Source organism: uncultured Aquitalea sp. (genome assembly GCF_945957525.1).
Taxonomy (GTDB): domain Bacteria; phylum Pseudomonadota; class Gammaproteobacteria; order Burkholderiales; family Chromobacteriaceae; genus Aquitalea.
Genome location: NZ_CAMFLA010000007.1, coordinates 199,249 through 222,687, shown reverse-complemented (window position 1 = coordinate 222,687; position 23,439 = coordinate 199,249). Strand labels below are relative to the sequence as shown.

Below are 23,439 nucleotides of genomic sequence, written 5' to 3'. Positions count from 1 at the left end.
CTGGGCGCTCCTTGGTGACACTGGCTGCCGGCCGGCTCTATGGAGTGTGCGAACCAGGCTGCCTTCTATAGAGAGGTTGGCCGAAGGCGGGTTTACTTGATGCCCAGCCGATCCAGCCGATAACGCAGGGAGCGGAAGGTGAGGCCCAGCAGCTTGGCCGCCTGGGTGCGGTTGAAGCGGGTGGTTTCCAGCGCCTTAAGAATGACTTCGCGTTCGACGCGGTCCAGATAGTCCTGCAGCGGTTCGCCGCCAACGTACTCCGGCGCTTCGTTGCTGTCGGCCGCGCCACTGTCGCAGGGGGTGAGCTGCAGGTCGGCGACGTCCACCTTGTCGTCTCCGGCGAGGGCAACGGCGCGCTCGAGGATGTTTTCCAGTTCGCGGAAATTGCCCGGGTAGTTGTAGGCCAGCAATTGCTTGACCGCTTCTGGCGCGAGCCGTGGCCGCAGGCCGTCAACGGCGAAGCGGTCGAGCAGCGCGCCGATGAAGCGCGGAATGTCTTCGCGCAGTTCGCGCAGCGGCGGCATGCGCAGCGGCAGCACGTTGAGCCGGTAATAAAGGTCCTGTCGGAATTGGCCGGCTTCGACCAGCGCGGCCAGATCCTTGTGGGTGGCGCAGATGATGCGCACATCCACCGGTTCTTCTTGCGGGCTGCCCAGGCGGCGCACTTTGCGCTCCTGGATGGCGCGCAGCAGTTTGACCTGCATGGCGAGCGGCAGATCAGCCACTTCGTCGAGAAACAGCGTGCCGCCCACCGCCTGCTGGAAGAAGCCGTCCCGGTCGCTGTCGGCGCCCGTGAAGGCGCCTTTGCGGTAGCCGAAGAATTCGCTTTCCATCAGGTTTTCCGGGATGGCGCCGCAGTTGACCGGCACGAAAGGCCGCGCCGCGCGGGCGCTCTGTTCGTGAACCAGTCGGGCAGCCTGCTCCTTGCCGGTGCCGGATTCGCCGCTGATATAGACGGCGGCCTGGCTGCGAGCCAGTTTTTCCACCATGCGACGCACGTCCTGCATGGCGGGCGAATCGCCCACCAATCGTTCGGCGGCAATACCGTCGCCGCCAGCGGGCGGATCGACCTTGAGCACCGACTTCACCAGTGTGCGCAACTGGGCGAGGCTGACCGGTTTGGACAGGTAGTCGAAAGCGCCGGCCTTCATGGCCCGCACGGCGTTGTCGGCGCTGCCGTAAGCGGTGAGGACGGCGATGGGCACGTCCAGCGATTCCGCCGCGATGAATTCGACGATCTCGATGCCTTCGCCATCCGGCATGCGCATGTCGGTGAGGGCCAGCGAGAAGGGCTCGCGCGCCAGCAGTGCCTTGGCTTCGCCCACATTGCCGGCGGTGACGACCTCCAACCCCATCTTGATGAGGGTAAGTTCGAGGAGCTCGCGGATATCGGGTTCGTCGTCCACCACGAGGACGCGTGCGGTCTGCTTACTCATAGGCCTGATGACATGTCAGTTGGAAAACACCGCCGGGCGGCTGGTAGTCGAGGCGGGCGTCGTTGGCTTCGGCCAACTCGCGGGCGATATACAGACCCAGCCCGGTGCCGGAGCTTTCCGTGGTGAAGAAGGGTTCGAACAGGTGGGCCTGGGCATCGTCGCTCATGCCCGGACCATCGTCCACTACGCGCAACAAGACGCGGCTGTCCTGCGTCCCCACCTGAATGCGCACGGAGCCGTGCACGCGCGAGGAGTGCCGCCAGGCGTTGGCCACCAGATTGGACAGAATCTGTCCCAGATGGCCGCGATCGAAATACACGCTGTGGCTGCCATGAAATTCGGTGAGGATGCGGCCGGCGGCCTCCGGCTGCGCCATGCCGAACTGCTCGAGAAAATCGGCCAGGAATTGCGACAGTCGGATGGTGTCGGTCTTGACCCGGTCGCGCCGGCCCAGCATCAGTACTTCTTCCACCAGGCCATTGATGCGGCGGGCGTTGTCGCGAACGATGCGGGTAAGACGCTGAGCGGCCGGATCTTCCGCGCCTTCGGCCAACAGGTCGCCGGCGTGCGAGATGGCCGCCAGCGGATTGCGGATTTCGTGGGCGATGTTGGCGGTGAGCCGCCCCAGCGCCGCCAGCTTCAGCCGCTTGGCTTCTTCCGCCATGTCGGCCATGTCGCGCAGGAACACCACCATGCCGCGCAGCTCGCCGGTGAGCACCGGCACCATGCGGCCGGCCAGCTGCCGGCCGCGCACATTGCGTTCGATGAAAACGGGCAGGGGAGAGTGGCTGTTGATGCGCCAGCGTTCCACCACCGGCACCAGCTCGGGCAGCAGGATGCCGCGGCCCATGCCAGGGAAATAGCGCTCAGCCTGGCCGTTGAACTGGCGCACCGTGCCGGTTTCGTCCAGCACGATAACGGCGTCGCGCTGGCTTTGCAGCACCAGTTCGTTGAGCCGGTTGAGGTTGGCGATCTCGCCGCCGCGCTGCAGCGCCAGGGCTTCCGATTCGCGCGCCATGCGGGCCAGCTGATAGGTGACCACCGAGGTGACGAAGCCGGCCAGCGACAAGAGGCCGCTCTGGAACAAATCGGCCGTGCCGCCGCTGGCGCCGAGACGGTAATGATCGTAAGCCACGTTGCCGAACAGGCTTACCGTGGCGATGGAGGCGTAGAAGAGGGCGTACCGGCCGGAGGACAACAAGCCGGCCACCGCCAGATACGGCAACAACAGCATGCCGTAGCCGCTTCTGACGCCGCCGTTGAGCCCCATCAGCAGCACAATCATCACGATGTCGGCGGCAATGGCCAGCGACAGTTGCAAGGTGTGCGCCAGCTTGCCGCGCCGCAGTACGAACCAGCAAGCGATGAAGGCGCCGTAGCAGGCGGCCCACAGATAAAAGTGCGAACCGCCCCCCACCAGCGGGCTGCCCTCGCCGCCCTGCAAGGTGGACATCACCAGCAGCACCAGCAACATCACGGCGCGGAAGCCGTTGACGAACACCAGCGTTTTGTCCGGGGTGAGGGGCAGGGAGCGTTCGAACATGATCAGCTGTCGGCCACCGGGATATCAATGATGCGGCTGACCGCCCACTTCTTCGGCATCAGCTTACCCTTGCGGCCGCGCTTGGCGTCGAACTCCGCCAGCGCCAGCTTTTCGTCCGCCGCCTTGCCGCGCACCGATACCGTGGACAGCAGGGCCTTGTCGCCAGCCACCAGGCCAACGGCGGTGACAGCCTCGCCGGTTTCCAGCCCCATCAGCATCAGCCCGCGGCCTTTGGCCAGTTCTTTGAGTTCGCTGGCGGGGAAGGCAAGCAGGCGGCCGTTGTCGGCGGCGGCCACCAACCGCAGCGCCTCAAGGTTGGCCGAAGCGGGCAGGGCCACCGGCGGCAGCACGCCTTCGCCGGCGTCCAGCGTCATGAAGGCCTTGCCGGCTTTGACCCGGCCGGCCATATCGCTGATTCTGGCGATGAAGCCGTAGCCGCCCGAACCGGCCACCACGAAGCGTTCGTCGTCTTTGCCGGAGATCATCTGCGCCGGCTTGGCCCCGTCCTGCAAATCCACCAGCGAGGCGACCGGCACGCCGTCGCCGCGACCGGTGGGCACATCGGCCGGGTCCACCGTGTAGGCGCGACCTTTGTTGTCCAGCACGATCACCGACCACACGGTGCGGGTTTCCAGCACAGTGTGCAGGCCGTCGCCATCCTTGAAGGCAAGGGTGGACAACTCCACGTTGTGGCCGACGCGGGCGCGGATCCAGCCCTTTTGCGAGAGGATGATGGTGACCGGCTCGTCGGCCACGGTCTGGGTGAGCACGGCGCGCTCGGCGGCCTTGATTTCGGTGCGGCGCTTGTCGCCGTACTTGGCGGTGTCGGCCAGGATTTCATCGCGGATAAGGCTGGTGAGCGCGTCCGCCGTGGCCAGAATGTGGCGCAGACCCTCGCGCTCTTCGCGCAGCTCCGACAGCTCCTTCTCCAGCTTGAAGCCTTCCAGTCGCGCCAGTTGGCGCAGGCGGATTTCGAGGATGTCTTCCGCCTGGATGTCGGTGAGGCCAAACGCCTTCATCAACTCCGGCTTGGGTTCGTCCGCCTCGCGGATGACGCGGATGACCTCATCGATGTGGATGAAGGCCACCATGCGGCCTTCCAGAATGTGAATGCGCTTTTCCACCTGACCCAGACGATGCTGCAAGCGACGGGTGACGGTGGTGCGACGGAAATCGATCCACTCGCTGAGGATGGACTTGAGCCCTTTCTGAGCCGGCCGGCCGTCCAGGCCGATCATCACCAGATTCATGGAGGCATTGCCTTCCAGACTGGTTTGCGCCAGCAGGATGTTGATGAACTCGTCCGGGTCCTGCCGGCTGGACTTGGGCTCGAACACCAGCCGCACCGGGTTTTCGCTGTCGGATTCGTCGCGCACGCGATCCAGCAGATCCAGCATCAGCTTCTTGAGGTTTTGCTGGTCTTGCGTCAGCGCCTTCTTGCCGGCCTTGATCTTGGGATTGGTGGCTTCTTCGATTTCCGCCAGCACTTTCTGCGCCGAGGAGCCCGGCGGCAGTTCGCTGACGATGATGCGCCACTGACCGCGCGCCAGCTTTTCCACTTCCCAGCGCGCACGCACGCGCACGCTGCCGCGGCCGGTTTCATAGGCCGACAGGATGTCGTCGGCCGGGGTGATGATCTGGCCGCCGCCGGGGAAGTCCGGACCGGGGATAAAGCCCATCAGCGCGCGGGTGTCCAGCGTCGGGTCGTCCAGCAGGGCCACGCAGGCGTTGGCTACTTCTGTGAGGTTGTGCGGCGGAATTTCCGTCGCCATGCCCACCGCAATGCCGGAAGCGCCGTTGAGCAGCGCCATGGGCAGACGGGCGGGCAACAGACGCGGCTCTTCAAACGCGCCGTCGTAATTGGGGATGAAATCCACCGTGCCCATGTCGATTTCCGACAGCAACAATTCGGCGATCGGGGTCAGCCGCGCCTCGGTGTAACGCATGGCGGCCGCGCCGTCGCCGTCTCGGCTGCCGAAGTTGCCCTGGCCGTCGATCAGCGGATAACGCAGGGTGAAATCCTGCGCCATGCGCACCAGCGCCTCGTAAGCCGAGCTGTCGCCGTGCGGGTGGTATTTACCGAGGATTTCCCCCACCACGCGCGCTGATTTCACCGGTTTGGCGCCGTGCACCAAGCCCATGTCGCGCATGGCGTACAGGATGCGGCGCTGTACCGGTTTCTGGCCATCGGCCACTTCCGGCAGGGCGCGGCCCTTCACCACGCTCATCGCGTACTCGAGGTAGGCGCGTTCAGCGTAGAGGTCCAGCGGAATCCAGTCGCCGGCGTCTTCGGCAGCCGGCGGCTGAGCCGGCGGCGCGGGCGGTACGTTGGCCGAAACGGCGGCCGGCGGCTCGTCAAAGAGATCGTTGCTGTTCATGGGACAGGGTCAGCTTGTGTGATAGGGTTGTGGCTTGGTTCATGGCCGCGCCGGGCCGACTGGCGGCGAGCGCGGCGACTCGATCGAGGGCAATTCTACTATGGCCAGCCTCTTGCAGTGGCAATGCCACGATTTCGACGGCTTTTCCCCGCGCGCGCTGTATGAAACCCTGCAGCTGCGCGACCAGGTTTTCGTGGTGGAGCAACAATCCATCTACGGCGATGTGGACGGCGAGGACCTCGTCTGCCATCACTTGTGCGGCCGCGACGGCGCGGGCCGGCTGGTGGGCTATGCCCGGCTGATCGCGCCGGGCCGCAAATACCCGGACGCCGTTGCCATTGGCCGGGTGGTGCTGGCGCCCACGGCGCGCGGCCAAGGGCTGGGCGGTCAACTGTTGGCCGAAGCCCTCCATCACTGCCTGCGCCTGTGGCCGGAACATCCGGTGATGCTGTCGGCGCAGGTCAATGCCCAAGGGCTGTACGAGCGCTATGGCTTCGTGGCGGTGTCCGAGCCTTACGACGACGGCGGCATCCTCCACATCGACATGCGGCGCGGCGGCCTCTCAGTCCACCACTAGTTCAGGCAGCACCGGCTGGCCGCCGAATACATCGCGCCAGCCGGTAAACGCGGTGACGTACAGCACCGGAAACCACAACAGCAGGCCGAGGCCCAGCGGCAGCAGCGCCAGAAACAGCATCAGCGACAGCATGAGGCCGCTGAACAACACCGCGCGCCAGTTAACCAGGCCGGCCTTGAGGCTGAGGCGCACCGCCTCCCACGCGCCCATGCCGTCCAGCGTCACCAGCGCCGGCGCAAACCAGTAGCACAGGCTGAGCACAAACATCAGCGCGCCGGTCACCAGCATGAACGCCAGCACCGGGCCGCCCAACTGCGGCAATCCTTCCGGACCGCCCTCGCCCTGCACGGTGATGCCCATCGCCCCGCCGATGACGCCCAGCACCAGCATGGCCAGCATCATCAGCCCCAGATACAGCATCCCCACGTTCAGCAGCGGCCGCAGAGCCAGCCGGAAGCCATCGAACATGCCGGCCATCTTTACCGTTTCGCCGCGCGCCGCGCGATCGGCCTGCAGCACGAAACCGCCGGCAAACACCGGCGCCATGAAGAAGGTGAGCGGCGCGCCCACCATGGGGATGCGCGCCACCAGAAAATGAATCAGCAAGTAGCCGGCCGCCATGGCCACCCAGCTCAGCGGTTGCTTGCGCACCAGCCAGAACGCCTCCACCAGCCAGCGCCAGCCGCGGCCTCCCGCCACTCGGGCCGGCAGTTTTTCCGCCGGCTGCGTTTCCCATGTGCTCATGTTTGGCCTCCCCAGATGCCCGTTGATGTTTCGGATGGTACATGACAGCGCCGGGCCTCACATGGTTTCCCTGCCGCGCGGAGCCGGGTGGAAAACCATATGGCCACCGGCTGAAACTTCATGAAAACGTTGCGCTACAGCGGCCATTTCAGTTGCCGCAATGCGACAAAATCAGCGATAATTCCATGATTTCGCGACGGTTAATCCGGTTTGTCGCCACAAGCGATGCCCGTTTCTCCGTCGCCTGCTTGCATCACGCCCCCTTACATTGTTTTTGAGGTTCTCCGAATGGTCACCCGAACCGAGCTAGCCAATGCCATCCGCTTTCTGTCCATGGACGCGGTGGAAAAGGCAAAATCCGGTCACCCCGGCGCCCCGATGGGCATGGCAGACATCGCTGAAGTGCTCTGGCGCGATTATCTGAAGCACAATCCCGCCAACCCCGCATGGTCCGACCGCGACCGCTTCGTGCTCTCCAACGGCCACGGCTCCATGCTCATCTACAGCCTGCTCCACCTCTCGGGCTACGACCTCTCCCTCGACGACCTCAAAAACTTCCGCCAACTGCACTCCAAAACCCCGGGACACCCGGAATACGGTTATGCGCCGGGCGTTGAAACCACCACCGGCCCGCTGGGTCAGGGCATCACCAACGCCGTCGGCATGGCGCTGGCCGAAAAAATGCTGGCCGCCCAGTTCAACCGCGACGGTCACAACATCGTTGACCACCGCACCTGGGTGTTCCTGGGCGACGGTTGCCTGATGGAAGGCATCAGCCATGAAGCCTGCAGCCTGGCCGGCACCTGGGGCCTGAACAAGCTGATCGCCTTCTGGGACGATAACGGCATCTCCATCGACGGCCACGTTGAAGGCTGGTTTACCGACAATACCCCGGCCCGCTTTGAAGCCTACGGCTGGCAGGTGATCCGCAACGTCAACGGTCACGATCCGGTGGAAGTGGCTACCGCCATCGACACCGCCAAGAAGAGCGCTGACCGTCCGACTCTGATCTGCTGCAAGACCACCATCGGTTTTGGCGCGCCCAACAAGCAGGGCAGCCACGATGTGCACGGTGCGCCGCTGGGCGCGGCTGAAATCGCCGCCGCGCGCGAAACCCTCAACTGGCCGCACGCGCCGTTCGAGATTCCGGCCGACGTTTACGCCGCCTGGAGCGCCCGCGACAAGGGCGCGCTGGCCGAGATCGAATGGCGAAAGCGCTTCGATGCCTACCGCGCCGACCACCCGCAACTGGCCGCCGAATTCGAGCGCCGCATGCAGGGCGAACTGCCGGCCGCCTGGGCCGAAGCCCGCGACGCCGCTATCGCCAAAATCGTGGACGCCGCACAAACCGTGGCTACCCGCAAGGCCAGCCAGATCGCACTGGAAGCGTTCTCCCCCAGCCTGCCGGAATTCGTTGGCGGCTCGGCCGACCTGACCGGTTCCAACCTCACCAACTGGTCCGGCTCCAAGTGGATCAACGCTGAAGGCCAAGGCAATTACATCAGCTACGGCGTGCGCGAGTTCGGCATGGCCGCCATCATGAACGGCATGACCCTGCATGGCGGTCTGCGCCCCTATGGCGGCACCTTCCTGATGTTCAGCGAATACGCCCGCAACGCCCTGCGCATGGCCTCGCTGATGAAGATCAACCCGGTGTTCGTGTTCACCCACGACTCCATCGGCCTTGGCGAAGACGGCCCCACCCACCAGCCGGTGGAACAAGTGGCCACGCTGCGCATGATCCCCAATCACCACACCTGGCGTCCGTGCGACACCACCGAAGCCGCCGTGGCCTGGGCACACGCCATCGAACAGAAAACCACACCGAGCAGCCTGATCCTCAGCCGCCAGAACCTGCCGTTCGTGCAGCGCGACGCCGGTCAGATCGCCGACATCCGCCGCGGCGGCTATGTGCTGCGCGACGCTGCAGGCGCGCGCGCCGTGCTGATCGCCACCGGTTCCGAAGTGGAACTGGCGCTGAAGGCGCAGGAAGCCCTGTCGGCCGAAGGCGTGGCGGTGCGCGTGGTGTCCATGCCCTGCACCAACGTCTTTGACGCGCAAGACAAGACCTGGCGCGACAGCGTGCTGCCGGCCGGTCTGCCGCGCGTGGCCATCGAAGCCGGCGTGCCGGACTTCTGGCGCAAGTATGTCGGCCTGGAAGGCGACGTGGTGGGCATCGACCACTTCGGCGAATCCGCTCCCGCCGGCGTACTGTTCAAGGAATTCGGCTTCACCGTCGACAACGTGGTCGCCAAGACCCGCGCCGTACTCAAATAAGAAATACACAGGCCGCACCCGAACCGGGGCGGCCTTATTTTCAGGCGGCTCCATCTGACCTGCGCTGAGCAGGGAGCCGCCGGCTTTTCCGGGAGAGTAAATAGCATGACCATCCGTATCGCGATCAATGGCTACGGCCGTATCGGCCGCCAGGTGCTGCGCGCCATCTACGAATACAACTTGCACAACGACTTCCAGGTAGTTGCCGTCAACGCCTCCGGCGATCTGGCCACCAACGCCCACCTGACCAAGTTCGACACCGTGCATGGCCGCTTCCCCGCCGACATCGGTCACGATGAAGAAAACCTGCTGATCAACGGCGAGAAAATCCCCTTCTTCTCCACCCGCAACCCGGCCGAACTGCCGTGGGCCGCGCTGAACGTGGATCTGGTGCTGGAATGCACCGGCGCCTTCACCAGCAAGGAAAAGTGCCAGGCGCATCTGACCGCCGGCGCCAAGAAAGTGCTGATCTCCGCGCCGGGCGGCGATGATGTCGACGCCACCATCGTGTACGGCGTGAACCATCAGGTACTGACCGCCGGCATGACCGTGGTGTCCAACGCATCCTGCACCACCAACTGCCTGGCCCCGGTGGCCAAGGCGCTGAACGACACCATCGGCGTCGGCAAGGGCCTGATGACCACCATCCACGCCTTCACCAACGACCAGGTGCTGACCGACGTGCGCCACAAGGATCTACGCCGCGCCCGCTCTGCAACGGAAAACATGATCCCCACCAAGACCGGCGCGGCCAAGGCCGTGGGTCTGGTGCTGCCGGAACTGAAGGGCAAGCTGGATGGTTTCGCCGTGCGCGTTCCCACCATCAATGTCTCGCTGGTGGACCTCACCTTCAAGGCCGGTCGCGACACCACCAAGGAAGAAGTCAACGAGATCCTCAAGGCCGCCGCGGAAGGCCCGATGAAGGGCGTGCTGGGCTACAACACCCTGCCGCTGGTCTCCATGGACTTCAACCACAGCACCGAAGCCTCCATCTTCGACGCCACCCTGACCAAGGTGACCGGCGGCAATATGGTGAAAGTGCTGGCCTGGTACGACAACGAGTGGGGCTTCAGCAACCAGATGCTGAAAACCGCTCGCGCCATGTTCGCCGCCCAGTAAGACCCGCTTACGGCCTTGCGCCGGAAGCGCTGTATCCGGACAGGGGTGCGCAGGGCGCCCCTTGTCTTGTCACCGGCTCGCACGCCGCCGCGAACGCGGCCTTCGGCCAACGGGCCGGTTCTGGCGGTGGCACGGTGGAGCGCAGCTCCCGCCGGCCAAGGACAGCAAGCGATGACCATGGCCGCGCCGCGACCCCGTCGGGAGGTGCTGCTGTAATAAATACACTACTTGATCTGGCATCTGTTCAAGGTGTCGGCGAGGCCGTTACAGTAGTTGACAACGCAGGCAGGCGGGTGATGAAACAACCCGCAACCAGCATCCCGGCGGCGCGCCGGCGTCCTTGCCGACGCGGCGTTCGCTCATTGCATCCATCCCCCTAAAAGCGAGTTAGCGATGAAATTCAACAAGCTCACCGAACAAAACCTGGCTGGCAAACGCGTCCTGATCCGCGTGGACATGAACGTGCCCGTCAAAAACGGCGTGATCGGCGACGATACCCGCATCCGCGCCAGCCTGCCGTCCATCGAACACTGTTTGCAAGCCGGCGCCGGCGTCATCCTGATGACCCACCTGGGCCGCCCCACCGAAGGCGAGCCCAAGCCGGAAGACAGTCTCGCCCCGGTAGTGGAGCGTCTGTCCGCCCTCTTGGGCAAACCGGTGCGTCTGGCCGCCGACTGGCAGTCCGGCCTCAACGTGGCCGCCGGCGATGTGGTGATGCTGGAAAACGTGCGCCTGAACAAGGGCGAGAAGAAAAACAATGCTGAACTGGGCAAGGCTTACGCCGCCCTGTGCGATGTCTTCGTCAACGACGCCTTCGGCACCGCTCACCGCGCGGAAGCATCCACCCACGCGGTGGCCCAGTTTGCCCCGGCCGCCTGCGCCGGCGTGCTGCTGACCGCCGAACTGGAAGCACTGGGCAAGGCCCTGCAAGCGCCGGCCCGCCCGCTGGTGGCCATTGTGGCCGGCTCCAAGGTATCCACCAAACTCACCATCCTGGAAGCGCTGGCCGACAAGGTGGACCAACTGATCGTGGGCGGCGGCATCGCCAACACCTTCCTGTTGGCCGAAGGCCGCGCCATTGGCAAATCGCTGGCGGAAGCCGATCTGGTTGAGGAAGCGCACAAGGTCATCGCCAAAATCCGCGCGCGCGGCGGCGATGTGCCGCTGCCCAGCGACGTGGTATGCGCTACCGAATTTGCCGAAACCGCCGTCGCCACCCGCAAGAACGTGGCCGAAGTCAACGCCGACGACATGATTCTGGACATCGGTCCGGACTCCGCCGCCGAGCTGGCCGCCATCATCGCCAAGGCCGGCACCGTGGTATGGAACGGCCCGGTGGGCGTGTTCGAGTTCGAACAGTTCAGCGGAGGCACCAAGACCCTGGCCCAAGCCATTGCCGCCTCGCCGGCTTTCTCCATCGCCGGCGGCGGCGACACGCTGGCGGCCATCGCCAAATTCGGCATTACCGACGACATCAGCTACATCTCCACCGGCGGCGGCGCTTTCCTGGAATTCCTAGAAGGCAAGGAACTGCCGGCGGTAGCCATTCTGGCCGAACGCGCAGCCTGATCCATTCAGCCGGGGCTACGGCCCCGTTCACCCACCTGAAGGAGATCCGCGATGCCGCTCAACACCTGGCTGCTGTTTGTCACCACTGTTTTCTTTGTATCCGCCACTCCCGGGCCCAATATGCTGCTGGCCATGACCCACGGCATTCATCACGGCGTGCGCCGCACCACCGTCACCTGCCTTGGGCTGATGACGGCGCTGGGCATCGTGATGCTGGGCTCCGCCGCCGGCCTCGGCGCGCTGCTGGCTGCCTCGGAAAAGCTGTTTTCGCTGGTAAAATACGCCGGCGCGGCTTATCTGATCTGGCTGGGCATCAAAACCTGGCGCGCAGAACCCAAGCAAGTGCAAGAAGTGGCTGACGACAACAGCGCCCACACGCCGTGGATGATGTTCCGCACCGGCTTTCTGGTGGCGATGAGCAACCCCAAGGCCTTCATTTTCTTTACCGCGCTGTTTCCGCAGTTCATGGACGCGCGACTGCCGCAAGGCCCGCAGCTGGCCATTCTGGCCGCCACGTTCTACGTGATCGAGGCCTCCTGGCAGTTTGCCTACGCCAGCGGCGGGGCGCGGCTGGCAGGCTGGCTCAATACCGCCAGCCGGCTGAAAATGGTGAACAAGGTCTCCGGCGGCGCCTTCATGGGCGCCGGAGTGCTGCTGACCGGCGTCTCGCGCCACTGATCGCCACAACACGCCGGCCCCGTGCCGGCAACGATTTTCACATCAGGCCGGCGCGCCGCTAACGCGCTGGTCATTCGAACAGACCCGGCGCCGCCATCAGGGCTGCGCCGACAATCAGGAGACTTTCATGGCACTCGTATCCATGCGTCAGCTGCTGGACCATGCGGCGGAGTTCAGCTACGGCCTGCCCGCCTTCAACGTGAACAATCTGGAACAGATGCGCGCCATCATGGAAGCCGCCGACAAGTGCGACGCCCCGGTGATCGTGCAGGCCTCCGCCGGCGCCCGCAAATACGCCGGCGCGCCCTTCCTGCGCCACATGATCCTGGCCGCCGTGGAAGAATTCCCGCACATCCCGGTAGTGATGCACCAGGATCACGGTACCAGCCCGGACGTGTGCCAACGCTCCATCCAGCTGGGTTTCTCCTCCGTGATGATGGACGGCTCGCTGAAAAGTGACGGCAAAACGCCGGCCAACTACGACTACAACGTGGAAGTAACCCGCACCGTGGTCAACTTCTCTCACGCCTGCGGCGTGTCGGTGGAAGGTGAAATCGGCTGCCTGGGCAGCCTGGAAACGGGCATGGCCGGCGAGGAAGACGGCGTGGGCGCGGAAGGCGTACTGGATCACAGCCAACTGCTGACCGACCCGGAAGAAGCCGCCCGCTTCGTGAAGGATACCGGCGTGGACGCACTGGCCATCGCCATCGGCACCAGCCACGGCGCGTACAAGTTCAGCAAGAAGCCCACTGGCGATGTGCTGCGCATCGACCGCATCAAGGAAATCCACGCTCGCATCCCCAACACCCACCTGGTGATGCACGGCTCCTCTTCCGTGCCGCAAGAATGGCTGAAAATCATCAACGAATTCGGCGGTGAGCTGGGCGAGACCTACGGCGTGCCGGTGGAAGAGATCGTGGAAGGCATCAAGCACGGCGTGCGCAAGGTGAACATCGACACCGACCTGCGCCTGGCCTCCACCGGTGCCATCCGCCGCTTCATGGCGCAGAACCCGAAGGAATTCGACCCGCGCAAATACCTGAAGGCCTCCACCGACGCCATGCGCGACATCTGCATCGCCCGTTACGAAGCCTTTGGCGCCTGCGGTCAGGCCAGCAAGATCAAGGCCGTCAACCTGGACACCATGGCCAATCTATACCTGAAAGGCCAGCTGACCCAGATCGTCAAATAAGACCCGGTTCGCGCCTTGTCGGCCAGTATCCCGACCAGCGTGCGAACCGCTCCGGCAAAGCTGCAACGCGGTGCCGCGCTCCTGCGCGCCACCGCGTTTTTCATTGCCTGCGCCCCGTCGCCAACCCCGGCGTCTAGTCCTTTCGTCGCCGCGCCTCCGCCATCGGCAGCATTGGCTTGCCTGCGCCGATTGCTTACACTCGGGCAATGAGCGAACTCTTATCCCCTTTCGAGTGGTTTTTCGTCATCCTGCTCGCGCTGGTGCCGCTGGCCGGGCTGGGTTTTCACCTGTGGGTCATGCTCATGGGCCACGGCAAACGCCAACACGACGAGGCAGACGCGCCATGACACTATCCCTGCTGTATTTCGCCCGCCTACGCGAAGCATTCGGCCAGAGCGGAGAAAAACTCGACACCGAGGCCGCCACAGTTGAAGAGCTGCTGGTGGAGCTGCGCTTGCGCGGCGGCGCGTGGGCGGAAGAGCTGGCCGCCGGCAAGGTGTTCCGCGTGGCGGTGAATCAGGACATCGCCGTGCCGGCCACCACACTGAGCAACGGCGACGAAGTAGCGATCTTCCCGCCCGTCACCGGGGGCTGAAATGTCGGGCTTTACCATACAAGTGCAAGCAGCCCGCTTTGACGCGGGCGAAGAAATCAACCGGCTTTCGGCCAACCCCGCCTGCGGCGCGGTAGTGAGCTTCAGCGGCCTGGTGCGCGATCACGGCGACCGCGAAAACGTAACGGCGCTGGAACTGGAACACTATCCTGGCATGACGGAAAAAGCGCTGGCGGCCATTGTGGAAGAAGCCCGCGAACGCTGGCGGCTGCAGGCCGCCACCCTCATTCATCGCGTGGGCCGGCTGGCGCTGGGCGAACCCATCGTACTGGTGGTCACCGCCAGCGCGCACCGCGCGGATGCCTTTGCCGCCTGCGAATTCCTGATGGACTTTCTGAAAACCCGCGCCCCGTTCTGGAAGCGCGAAATCCTGCGCGACGGCGCCAGCCTGTGGGTGGAAGCCAAGGCCAGCGACGACAGCGCGGCCGTGCGCTGGCAATGACCGCCTATACCGCGCTGATCCTGGCCGGCGGCCGCGCGCTGCGCATGCAAGGCCGCGACAAGGGACTGCTGCCGCTGGCGGGCCGGCCGCTGACGGCGCACGCGCTGGCTGCCCTGCAAGCGCAAAGCCTGCCGCCGCAGCGCATCCTCATTTCCGCCAACCGCCATCTGGACGACTATGCCCGCTTCGGCTTCCCGGTGCTGCCGGACAGCCTGCCGGATTTTCCCGGCCCCCTGGCCGGCCTGCTCAGCGCCATGCAGGCGGAACCCGGCAGCCGCCTGCTGACCGTGCCTTGCGACGCGGTACGTTTGCCGAAGGAGCTGGCGCAAAGCCTGACCGATGCGCTGGCCAACGGCCATGATGTGGTCAGCCTGCGCGATGACGACGGCTGGCAGCCCGGCGTGCTGCTGGCTCGCGGCGGCTTGCAAGACTCGCTCAGCAGCTACTTGCGGGAGGGGGGGCGCTCCATCCGCGGCTGGCTGCAAAGCCTGCGCCACACAACGGTATACAGCGCAGAACCGCTGCCCAATCTCAATACGCCAGCAGCGCTGGCGACCCTGGCGGCGCACTGGCCTGACTGACGCTTTCCAGCAACCAGTTCTTGAACAGGCGCGCGTTGTCGCTCAGCGTCTTGTGCTTCGGATGCACCAGAAAATCCTGCTTGCCGCTGACAAAGGCGTACGGCCCCAGGCGCCGCAACGCGCCCTGCGCCAGCAAGTCCTCGCACATGAAGGCCCACCCAAGGCCGATGCCCATCCCCTGCAATACGGCGTTGAACGCCAGCGTCACCTGATTGAACATCACCGCCCGTTCCGGCGGCGTGTATTCCCGCCCGAAGTGCGCAAACCAGTCATGCCAGTTGATGCAGTTCCAAGCGGAGGAATCCAGCTGGATCAGCGGCAGCGCCGCCAACTCTTCCGGCGCGGCAATGTCCGGGTACTGCAGGCGGGCGCTGTGCACCGGGTACACCTCTTCGGCAAACAGCGGCTCGGCGGCCAGCGAACTCCAGCCGCCATCGCCGTAAAACACCGCGAAGTCGTACTCGGCCACGCTGGCCTCATCCATGCTGTTGCTGGCGTGGATGTTGACGGTAATGTCCGGGTGCTGCTGGGAAAAAGCCACCAGCCGGGGAAACAGCCAAAACTGCGCCACCGCGTGTGTGCAGTTGACGGTAAGCGTGTGCCTGTTGTGTTCCGCCTGCAGGCGCGCCACGCCGCGCAGCAAGCCTTGCAACAGAGGTTGCAGCTCCCGGTAGAGCGCATGCCCGGCCGGCGTGGGCGTGATGCCGCGCACCTGGCGCTCGAACAAGGGCAACTTTAGCCAGTCTTCCAGCGCGCGCACCTGCTTGCTGACCGCGCTTTGCGTTACGCACAGCTCGGTAGCCGCCTTGGTGAAACTGCCGTTGCGCAGCACGGCCTCAAAGTGGATCAGCGTGTCCAACGGCGGCAGGTTTTTCAGATAACGGCTCATGGCATTGGTCCTTGGGCAAGTGCTTACCCGGAGAGCTTGGCATTCCCACAGAGAATCTCATACTGGGCTTTGCATCATGAAAAAACAGGCATGACGGCACAAGCCATTCCCACAGGGAATGCACACATGCCGCGATATCCTTTGTCGCCCCAACAGTAGCCGCTTTAGGCTGTACGCCACTGACCACCCAGCAAGCCGCGCCGATAGCGGCTTGCCCGGCGCTTCGGTCAGCACACGATCAGTCTGACACGCCGGTCCGCCATGCGGGGGCCGGCCAGCACAAAAGGAAGCGGAACATGAAGCGGGGTATCGCCAGCGCGGCGCTGGCAGGCGCAATGTGGGGTTTGGTGTTGATGGTGCCGCAATGGCTGCCCGGATTCAGCCCCTGGCTGCTGACGGTAACGCGTTTCGCGCTCTATGGTCTGGCATCGCTGCTGCTGGCCTGGCCGCTGCGCCATACGCTGCGCGCCAAGGTTGGCCGCAGCGATATGCGCGCGCTGGCGCTGCTGTCTATCAGCGGCAACCTGCTTTACTTCATCCTGCTAGCCGCCGCCATCCAGCTGGTGGGCATTGCGCCGGCCACGCTGATCGTGGGGGTGCTGCCGGTCACCATCACCCTGCTGGGCCGTGGCGACGAGGGTGCCATAGCGCTGTCCGATCTCAAAGGCCCGCTGCTGATGGTGCTGGCGGGCATTGTCTGCATCAACATCGACACCTTCGCCCTGCCGGACGCCGGCCATGCGCTCTCCGAGCGCTTAAGCGGCGTGGCCTGCGCGCTGGGCGCGCTGGCCTGCTGGAGCCACTTCGCCGCCAGCAATGCCCGCCACCTGCGCCGGCATCCGCGTTTCGACAGCCACGAATGGTCCATTCTGCTGGGCATGATGACGGGACTGGGCGCGCTGCTGCTGGGCGCCGCCGCGCTGGCGGCCGGCCTGCCGCTGACGCGCAGCGCAGCGAACGGCGGCGACTGGGCGGCGTTCTGGCTGGCCTGCGCCGGCATGGCGCTCGGTGGCTCCTGGCTGGCCAACGCGCTTTGGTATGCCGCCGCGCGCCGCCTGCCGCCCACCCTGTCCGGCCAGCTCATCGTATTTGAAACGGTCTTTGCCCTGCTGTATGGCTTTGTCTGGCTGCAACGTTGGCCGAAGCCGCTGGAGCTGGCCTCCTTGCTGTTGCTCTTGGGCGGCGTCTGCTGGGCCGCCCGCTGCCACGCCAGGCCTGCGCTTCGGGACGATATGCCGCTGGCACCTGCGCGTCAGGCGGGCTAAGGCCGTGCAATGAATCCTTTTTTCTCGTTATCAAGAAAGCCGGCAGTCCGATAAAAAGCTGCGGTTCCCTCATCCAGCCTGCCCGTCAGCAACATTACTTTGTAGCAACCTTGTCGCCAGGCGGCTTCCTGTGCGGCAATCAACAACTGGCGCCCAAACCCCAGACGGCGATGCGCACTGGCGGTGACGACATTTTCCAACAAGGCGTATGGCCTCCCGCCCCGCGTCAAGTTGGGTAAAACGTGCAAAACACAACTTGCGACAAGCAGATTGGCCCGGAATAGCCCCAGACACACGGTGCCCTCATGCGCGACTAGACGACCCCACTGCCGCCGCGCGTCTTCATCTGCCGACCTGCCCGCCTCCCCTGGATGCAACTCGTCATACAGCGACAGCAGGGCAGGCAAGTCCTGCTCGTTCAATGGCCTGATGGTTATCATCACCCCTCCCTGAAATGACAAAACCGCCTTGCATTGCAAGGCGGTTTTTCATGGCGACGCCGCAAGGTGTTACTTGCCGGCCGGCTCGCCCACGCGGGCGCGTCGCGCTTTGACGGCGTCCGCCAGCGTGCGCAACAGCTTCTCGGTATCGTCCCAGCCGATGCAGGCGTCGGTAATGCTCTGACCGTACTTCAGTTCGCAGCCCGGCTTGAGATCCTGACGGCCTTCTTCCAGATGGCTTTCCACCATCACACCGAAGATATGGGTATCGCCGCTGGCCATTTGGCCGGCCACATCTTCCGCTACTTCCATCTGGCGACGGTAGTCCTTGCGGCTGTTGGCGTGACTGAAGTCCACCATCAGTTTTTGCGACAAGCCTACGGCGGCCAGTTCGGCGGCGGCGGCGCGCACATGCTCGGCCGAATAGTTGGGTTCCTTGCCGCCGCGCAGGATGACGTGACAATCCGGATTGCCGCCGGTGGCGACAATAGCGGAGTGACCGGTCTTGGTCACCGACAGGAAATGATGCGGCACGCTGGCGGAGCGGATGGCGTCCACGGCGATCTTCAGATTGCCGTCGGTGCCGTTCTTGAAGCCCACCGGGCAGGACAGACCGGAGGCCAGTTCGCGGTGTACCTGGCTTTCCGTCGTGCGCGCGCCGATGGCGCCCCAGCTGATCAGGTCGGCGAAGTACTGCGGCGTGATCATGTCGAGGAATTCGGTGGCCGCCGGAATACCCATGTCGTTGAGCGTCAGCAGCAGCCGACGCGCCATGCGCAGGCCCGTGTTGATGTCGTAGGACTCGTTCAGGTGCGGGTCGTTGATCAGACCCTTCCAGCCCACCGTGGTGCGCGGCTTTTCAAAGTACACGCGCATCACCACCACCAGCTCGCCGGCCAGGCTGTTGCGCAGCGCGGACAGACGACGAGCGTATTCGATGGCGGCGTCGGCGTCGTGGATGGAACAGGGGCCGATCACGACCAGCAGGCGGTCATCCTCGCCGCGCAGCAGGGCGGCGATGTCCTTGCGGGTGCTGTAAATGACTTCGGAAGCGGTCTCGGTGATGGGGAGTTCGTACAGATGGGCGATGGGCGGAAGTAACTCTTTGATTTCGCTGATTCTGACGTCGTCTGTCTGGCGTTGCATGTTTGTCCCTTGCGATATCGTTTTCTACGTTGCTTAGCAGCAAGATACCCTTATTCTGTCGGACAGGACAAGCCCCTATACCTGATTGCGACGTGATAGAAAAAACAAAAGCGCCACCGTTTCCGGGTGGCGCTCTTTTGCATTGCTGCGTCGCGGTACGATCAGTCAGCGTACTGACGCTTCATGCGCTCGCGGCGTTCCTGAGCCTCTACCGACAAGGTGGCGGTGGGACGGGCCATCAGGCGACGCAGGCCGATCGGTTCGCCGGTGTCTTCGCAGAAACCGTAGGAGCCGTCATCGATCTGACGCAGCGAAGCCTGGATTTTCTGCAGCAGCTTGCGCTCGCGATCGCGGGTGCGCAATTCGAGAGCGTACTCTTCTTCCAGGGTGGCGCGGTCGGCCGGATCGGGCGTCGCTTCCTGTTCCTGCAGATGGTTGGCAGTGGCGTTGGCGTTATTGAGCAACTCCTGCTGCATTTGCAACAACAGGTCTTTAAAGAACTCAAGATGGTCGGCGTTCATGTAATCATCGCCTTCCCATTTGAGAATATCCTGTTCGGTCAGCTTGGCCATAATTGGTGCTTCCAGCATGTGAGTTGGCAGACAGGCGAAGAAGATTACCCACGGTATCGATTTTGTGCAACTGCGCGCATCATGGGTAAGACTACGTGTTGACCTGTCGCTGAAACTCGGTATAGCGCCTAACGCGCACGGTAACAAGTCTGTTACATGAAAAAGGCGGCCGAAGCCGCCTTGAAATGTAACCCGTGTCTTACTTGAGGGACAGAATCCACTTGACCAGGGTCTTGACGTCGGCGTCGCTCACTTGGGCGTTCGGCGGCATCGGCACCGGTCCCCAATTGCCGGAGCCGCCAGCCTTCACCTTGGCGATCAGCTTGGCTTCCGCGCCCTTGTCGCTGGCGTATTTCTTGGCCACATCCTTATAAGCCGGGCCAACCACCTTCTTGTCCACAGCGTGACAGGACAGGCAGTTGTTCTTTTGCGCCAGTTGCAGGTTGGCCATGGCCGGAGCGGCCATCACACCCAGCAGCAGGGCGGCGAGCAGTGTTTTTTTCATCACGATTCTCCAAGTCTACGAGGAAGTCGCCGCCGCCCGTAAGGACAACGGCAAAACATGACAAATAACCATAGATGTCACATCGCCACCTTGAGTTGCGTCAAGAAGCTTGCCTCCAGCATACGCACAGGCAGCATCAGGATCACCTGAATGATCAGGAACAGGATCAGCGGCGACAGGTCCACACCGCCGACGGCGAAGCGTCTAAACGGTTTGAGGAAGGGCCGGGTGAGCGCATCCAGCACCGGGCTGAGCGGGTTATAGGGATTCACCCAGCTCAACACCGCCTGTACGATCACTGCGCCCATCAGCAAGGTGAGCGACTGCTTGAACACATCCAGCACCGCCAGCAAGGTCAGCCCCAGCCAGGTTTCCGGCGCGGCAAAGTTGTACGGCAAGGGATTGAGCGCCAGCACTACGGCGCTGGCAAGCAGGCTGGTCAGCCAAGCCAGCGCCAGCGTAGCGCTGTCGTAGCCCTTCAGCGACGGAATCAGTTTGCGCGCCGGCAGCACCAGAAAATTTGTGGCCGCCATCACAAACTGGCACAAGGGATGTTTGAAGGGCGCGCGGGCCACCTGGAGGTAAAAGCGCAACAGCAACACCAGCACGAACAGGTCGGCCAGTGTTCTGATGAGAAACTGCAGGGTTTCCGCAAGCATGGTGATTTTCAGTCCTGACTGAGTTGTTGGCCCATTTCAATGGAGCGATCCCGGCAATCCATGGCGCCGGCGACGATGGCCGCCTTGACGCCCTCGGCCTCGAAGCGGGCGATGGCGCGCTCGGTGGTGCCGCCTTTGGACATCACATTGGTACGCAAGGTTGCCACGGGTAGCGGACTTTGACGAGCCAGTTCTACTGCGCCGTCGAAAGTGGCCAGCACCAGTCGCCGCGCTTCGGCCTCGTCAAAGCCGACCTGACGCGCCGCTTCGATCATGCTTTCAATGAAATAGAACACATAAGCCGGGCCGCTGCCGGACACGCAGGTAATGTCGTCGATGCCCACTTCATCCTTCAGCCACACGGTGATGCCGGCAGCCTGCATGATGGTTTCGGCCGACTCGCGGTCCTGCTCTCCCACCGCCGCGCCGGCAAACAGGCCGGATACGCCTTTACCCACCATGGCCGGCGTGTTGGGCATCACGCGCACAATGCGTTCGCTGCCCAGCCAGCGCGCCATGGCGTCGACACGGATGCCGGCGGCGATGGACAGCACCATACCGCCATTCAGTCGCGAAGACAGCGTCTGACACACTTCGCGCAGCTGCTGCGGCTTGACCGCCAGCACCACGATGTCGTCGGCGCCCAGCGTCTCAGGCAGGGCATTGCCGGTAGTGACGCCGAAGTCGCGCGCCAGCTCGGCCAGTTTGTCGCTGTTCGGATCCACCACGTGGATGCGGTGGTCGTCCTGTTTGACCAGCCCGCCAATGATTGCCGTGGCCATATTGCCGCCGCCGATGAAAGTAATCTGCATGATGTTCCCCTTGTATTGTTGTCGCCTTGCCTGCGCCAGCCAGCCTTTAATTCCGGCATGGCCAACGCACCGCGTGACCGCTCTCAGTGTGAATGATATGCGCGGGAGCCGAAGATGGCGGTGCCGACGCGTACCATGGTGGCGCCTTCGCCGATGGCGAGCGCCATGTCTGCGGACATACCCATGGATAAAGTATCCAATGTGTAGCCTTCCGCCTGCAATGCTTCTTTCAATTCACGCAGGCTGGCGAACTGGGCGGCCAGCTTCCGCTGGTCTTCGGTAGGCTCGGGGATGCACATCAGCCCGCGCAGACGCAGCTTCGGCAAACCCGCCACCGCGCGCGCCAGCGCCAGCGCTTCTTCCGGTGCGCAGCCACTCTTGCTGTCCTCGCCCGACACGTTCACTTGCACGCAAACATTGAGCGGCGGCAGCGCGTCGGGGCGTTGCGCCGACAGCCGCTCGGCAATCTTCAAGCGGTCCACCGAGTGCATCCAGTGCGCGTGCTCGGCCACGATGCGGCTTTTGTTTGACTGCAGCGGGCCGATGAAATGCCACTCGATGTCCAGCGCCGCCAACTCAATGGCCTTGCTTTCCAGCTCCTGCACATAGTTTTCGCCAAAGGCACGCTGGCCTGCGGCATGCACCTCCGCCACCGCGGCGGCGGGAAAGGTCTTGCTGACGGCCAGCAGGGCTACGCTACCGGCAGGCCGGCCTGCGGCGGCTTCCGCCTGGCGAATGGCGTCCTGTACGGCATGGAGGGAATGGGCCAGCGTGTCGGTCATGGTGTTCCTTGTGAGGCGGGCGGGCGGTCTCTACAACGAAGATGTGGACCGCTGCGGGGAAAAGCGCCATTGGCATATCATTCTGCCGCTTCTTGCGCTTACAATCGCTCAATCGGACAGGTTAGCGCCTGTGGCTGCGTAATCGTGGAGAATTATAAATGGAAATTTCCGAGCTCTTGGCTTTCACCGTCAAGAACAAGGCATCAGACCTGCACCTCTCCGCCGGTCTGCCACCGATGATCCGTGTGCATGGCGATGTCCGCCGCATCAACCTGCCGCCGCTGGACCATCATGATGTGCACGACATGGTGTACGACATCATGAATGACTACCAGCGCAAGATTTTCGAAGACGATTACGAGTGCGACTTTTCCTTCGAATTGCCCGGCATCGCCCGTTTCCGGGTGAACGCCTTTGTTCAGAACCGCGGCATGGGCGCTGTGTTCCGGGTGATTCCGTCCAAGGTGCTGACGCTGGAGCAACTGGGTGCGCCGAAGATTTTTCAGGAAATTTCCGACTATCCGCGCGGCCTGGTGCTGGTGACCGGCCCGACCGGTTCCGGTAAATCCACTACGCTTGCCGCCATGGTGGACTACGTCAACGAGAACAATTACTCGCACATCCTGACGGTGGAAGATCCAATCGAATTCGTGCATGAAAGCAAGAAGAGCTTGATCAACCAGCGCGAACTGGGCCTGCAGACGCACAGCTTCTCCAATGCCCTGCGTTCCGCGCTGCGTGAAGACCCGGACGTGATCCTGGTGGGTGAATTGCGCGATCTGGAAACCATCCGGCTGGCGCTGACCGCCGCAGAAACCGGCCACTTGGTGTTTGGCACCCTGCATACCAGTTCCGCGCCGAAAACCATCGACCGCATCGTCGACGTCTTCCCCGCCGGCGAAAAGGAAATGGTGCGCTCCATGCTATCAGAATCCATCCGCGCGGTGATCTCGCAAACCTTGCTGAAAACCAAGGACGGCAATGGCCGCGTGGCGGCGCACGAGATCATGATCGGCACCCCGGCCATCCGCAACCTGATCCGCGAGAACAAGATCGCGCAGATCAATTCCATGATCCAGACCGGCCAGCAGTACGGCATGCAAACACTGGACCAGTGCCTGCAAGAGCTGGTTCGCCGCAATATTGTCGCGCCTAACGAAGCCCGTTTGAAAGCGGCTTCCAAGGATGCTTTCTGACCCCCGGCGCGCATTGCTGAGAGT

The 23,439-nt window shown here is 63.7% G+C and carries 24 protein-coding genes; 12 read left to right on the top strand and 12 right to left on the bottom strand.

From position 1 onward, the window contains the following. Positions 1-92: 92 nt before the first annotated feature. From Q0P52_RS09150 to parC, 3 genes are read right to left on the bottom strand one after another with little or no spacing between them, the layout of a single operon-like run. Positions 93-1,436: a sigma-54 dependent transcriptional regulator gene (locus Q0P52_RS09150; RefSeq protein ID WP_293760959.1), complete on the bottom strand. Its 1,344-nt coding sequence runs from the start codon at positions 1,434-1,436 to the stop codon at positions 93-95. Further along, positions 1,429-2,979 (bottom strand): HAMP domain-containing sensor histidine kinase, encoded by a 1,551-nt coding sequence (locus Q0P52_RS09145; protein ID WP_293760957.1) that lies wholly within the window; start codon positions 2,977-2,979, stop codon positions 1,429-1,431. The genes Q0P52_RS09150 and Q0P52_RS09145 overlap by 8 nt, the downstream gene beginning before the upstream one ends. Before the next feature lie 2 nt (positions 2,980-2,981). After that, positions 2,982-5,357 carry a DNA topoisomerase IV subunit A gene (gene parC, locus Q0P52_RS09140; RefSeq protein ID WP_293760955.1) on the bottom strand — a complete coding sequence of 792 codons (2,376 nt, stop codon included), beginning with the start codon at positions 5,355-5,357 and terminating at the stop codon, positions 2,982-2,984. A gap of 100 nt (positions 5,358-5,457) precedes the next feature. Between parC and Q0P52_RS09135 the strand changes: the two genes are divergently transcribed. Continuing rightward, entirely contained in the window at positions 5,458-5,934 is a 477-nt protein-coding gene (locus Q0P52_RS09135; RefSeq protein WP_293760952.1) for a GNAT family N-acetyltransferase, read from the top strand. Here the strand turns inward: Q0P52_RS09135 and Q0P52_RS09130 are convergent. Continuing rightward, positions 5,920-6,678: a BPSS1780 family membrane protein gene (locus tag Q0P52_RS09130; protein WP_293760949.1), complete on the bottom strand. Its 759-nt coding sequence runs from the start codon at positions 6,676-6,678 to the stop codon at positions 5,920-5,922. The two genes, Q0P52_RS09135 and Q0P52_RS09130, sit on opposite strands and share 15 nt — an antisense overlap. A gap of 288 nt (positions 6,679-6,966) precedes the next feature. Here Q0P52_RS09130 and tkt point away from each other — a divergent pair, with 288 nt between their 5' ends. The 9 genes from tkt to mobA all read left to right on the top strand — a co-directional run bounded on the left by tkt (position 6,967) and on the right by mobA (position 15,149). Next, positions 6,967-8,955 (top strand): transketolase, encoded by a 1,989-nt coding sequence (gene tkt / locus Q0P52_RS09125; protein WP_293760947.1) that lies wholly within the window; start codon positions 6,967-6,969, stop codon positions 8,953-8,955. Positions 8,956-9,060: 105 nt separating this feature from the next. After that, positions 9,061-10,074 carry a type I glyceraldehyde-3-phosphate dehydrogenase gene (gene gap, locus Q0P52_RS09120; RefSeq protein WP_293760945.1) on the top strand — a complete coding sequence of 338 codons (1,014 nt, stop codon included), beginning with the start codon at positions 9,061-9,063 and terminating at the stop codon, positions 10,072-10,074. A gap of 393 nt (positions 10,075-10,467) precedes the next feature. After that, positions 10,468-11,643, top strand: a complete 1,176-nt coding sequence (locus Q0P52_RS09115) for a phosphoglycerate kinase (RefSeq protein ID WP_293760942.1) — start codon at positions 10,468-10,470, stop codon at positions 11,641-11,643. 51 nt (positions 11,644-11,694) lie between these two features. Next, entirely contained in the window at positions 11,695-12,321 is a 627-nt protein-coding gene (locus Q0P52_RS09110; RefSeq protein WP_293760940.1) for a LysE family translocator, read from the top strand. Positions 12,322-12,448: 127 nt separating this feature from the next. Further along, entirely contained in the window at positions 12,449-13,513 is a 1,065-nt protein-coding gene (gene fba, locus Q0P52_RS09105; RefSeq protein WP_293760938.1) for a class II fructose-bisphosphate aldolase, read from the top strand. A gap of 206 nt (positions 13,514-13,719) precedes the next feature. Then, a complete protein-coding gene (locus Q0P52_RS09100) occupies positions 13,720-13,860 on the top strand; it encodes a hypothetical protein (protein WP_293760935.1) in 141 nt (46 codons plus the stop codon). Beyond that, positions 13,857-14,108 carry a molybdopterin converting factor subunit 1 gene (moaD, locus tag Q0P52_RS09095; RefSeq protein ID WP_293760932.1) on the top strand — a complete coding sequence of 84 codons (252 nt, stop codon included), beginning with the start codon at positions 13,857-13,859 and terminating at the stop codon, positions 14,106-14,108. The genes Q0P52_RS09100 and moaD overlap by 4 nt, the downstream gene beginning before the upstream one ends. Before the next feature lies 1 nt (position 14,109). Next, entirely contained in the window at positions 14,110-14,568 is a 459-nt protein-coding gene (gene moaE, locus Q0P52_RS09090; RefSeq protein ID WP_293760929.1) for a molybdopterin synthase catalytic subunit MoaE, read from the top strand. Continuing rightward, on the top strand, positions 14,565-15,149 hold the full coding sequence (gene mobA / locus Q0P52_RS09085; RefSeq protein WP_293760926.1) for a molybdenum cofactor guanylyltransferase MobA: 585 nt from the start codon (positions 14,565-14,567) through the stop codon (positions 15,147-15,149). Before moaE ends, mobA begins: the two co-directional genes overlap by 4 nt. Here the strand turns inward: mobA and Q0P52_RS09080 are convergent. Further along, positions 15,100-16,038, bottom strand: a complete 939-nt coding sequence (locus tag Q0P52_RS09080) for a LysR substrate-binding domain-containing protein (protein ID WP_293760923.1) — start codon at positions 16,036-16,038, stop codon at positions 15,100-15,102. The two genes, mobA and Q0P52_RS09080, sit on opposite strands and share 50 nt — an antisense overlap. 296 nt (positions 16,039-16,334) lie before the next feature. Between Q0P52_RS09080 and Q0P52_RS09075 the strand changes: the two genes are divergently transcribed. Next, a complete protein-coding gene (locus Q0P52_RS09075; protein WP_293760920.1) occupies positions 16,335-17,303 on the top strand; it encodes a DMT family transporter in 969 nt (322 codons plus the stop codon). On the opposite strand, the gene Q0P52_RS09070 is transcribed toward Q0P52_RS09075, so the two are convergent. From Q0P52_RS09070 to Q0P52_RS09040, 7 genes are all read right to left on the bottom strand, one after another. Continuing rightward, positions 17,300-17,743 (bottom strand): GNAT family N-acetyltransferase, encoded by a 444-nt coding sequence (locus Q0P52_RS09070; RefSeq protein ID WP_293760917.1) that lies wholly within the window; start codon positions 17,741-17,743, stop codon positions 17,300-17,302. The genes Q0P52_RS09075 and Q0P52_RS09070 overlap by 4 nt on opposite strands. A gap of 69 nt (positions 17,744-17,812) precedes the next feature. Further along, positions 17,813-18,889, bottom strand: a complete 1,077-nt coding sequence (gene aroG / locus Q0P52_RS09065; RefSeq protein WP_293760914.1) for a 3-deoxy-7-phosphoheptulonate synthase AroG — start codon at positions 18,887-18,889, stop codon at positions 17,813-17,815. 161 nt (positions 18,890-19,050) lie between these two features. Continuing rightward, entirely contained in the window at positions 19,051-19,461 is a 411-nt protein-coding gene (dksA, locus tag Q0P52_RS09060; RefSeq protein ID WP_293760973.1) for an RNA polymerase-binding protein DksA, read from the bottom strand. 199 nt (positions 19,462-19,660) lie between these two features. After that, positions 19,661-19,966, bottom strand: a complete 306-nt coding sequence (locus Q0P52_RS09055; protein WP_293760911.1) for a c-type cytochrome — start codon at positions 19,964-19,966, stop codon at positions 19,661-19,663. A gap of 77 nt (positions 19,967-20,043) precedes the next feature. After that, positions 20,044-20,625 carry a YggT family protein gene (locus tag Q0P52_RS09050; protein WP_293760908.1) on the bottom strand — a complete coding sequence of 194 codons (582 nt, stop codon included), beginning with the start codon at positions 20,623-20,625 and terminating at the stop codon, positions 20,044-20,046. An 8-nt stretch (positions 20,626-20,633) separates the two neighbouring features. After that, the gene (gene proC / locus Q0P52_RS09045; RefSeq protein WP_293760906.1) at positions 20,634-21,437 is read right to left on the bottom strand and encodes a pyrroline-5-carboxylate reductase; all 804 of its coding nucleotides are present in this window, start codon (positions 21,435-21,437) and stop codon (positions 20,634-20,636) included. An 83-nt stretch (positions 21,438-21,520) separates the two neighbouring features. Continuing rightward, a complete protein-coding gene (locus tag Q0P52_RS09040; RefSeq protein ID WP_293760903.1) occupies positions 21,521-22,219 on the bottom strand; it encodes a YggS family pyridoxal phosphate-dependent enzyme in 699 nt (232 codons plus the stop codon). A gap of 158 nt (positions 22,220-22,377) precedes the next feature. Between Q0P52_RS09040 and Q0P52_RS09035 the strand changes: the two genes are divergently transcribed. Next, on the top strand, positions 22,378-23,415 hold the full coding sequence (locus tag Q0P52_RS09035; RefSeq protein ID WP_293760902.1) for a type IV pilus twitching motility protein PilT: 1,038 nt from the start codon (positions 22,378-22,380) through the stop codon (positions 23,413-23,415). Positions 23,416-23,439: the final 24 nt, after the last annotated feature.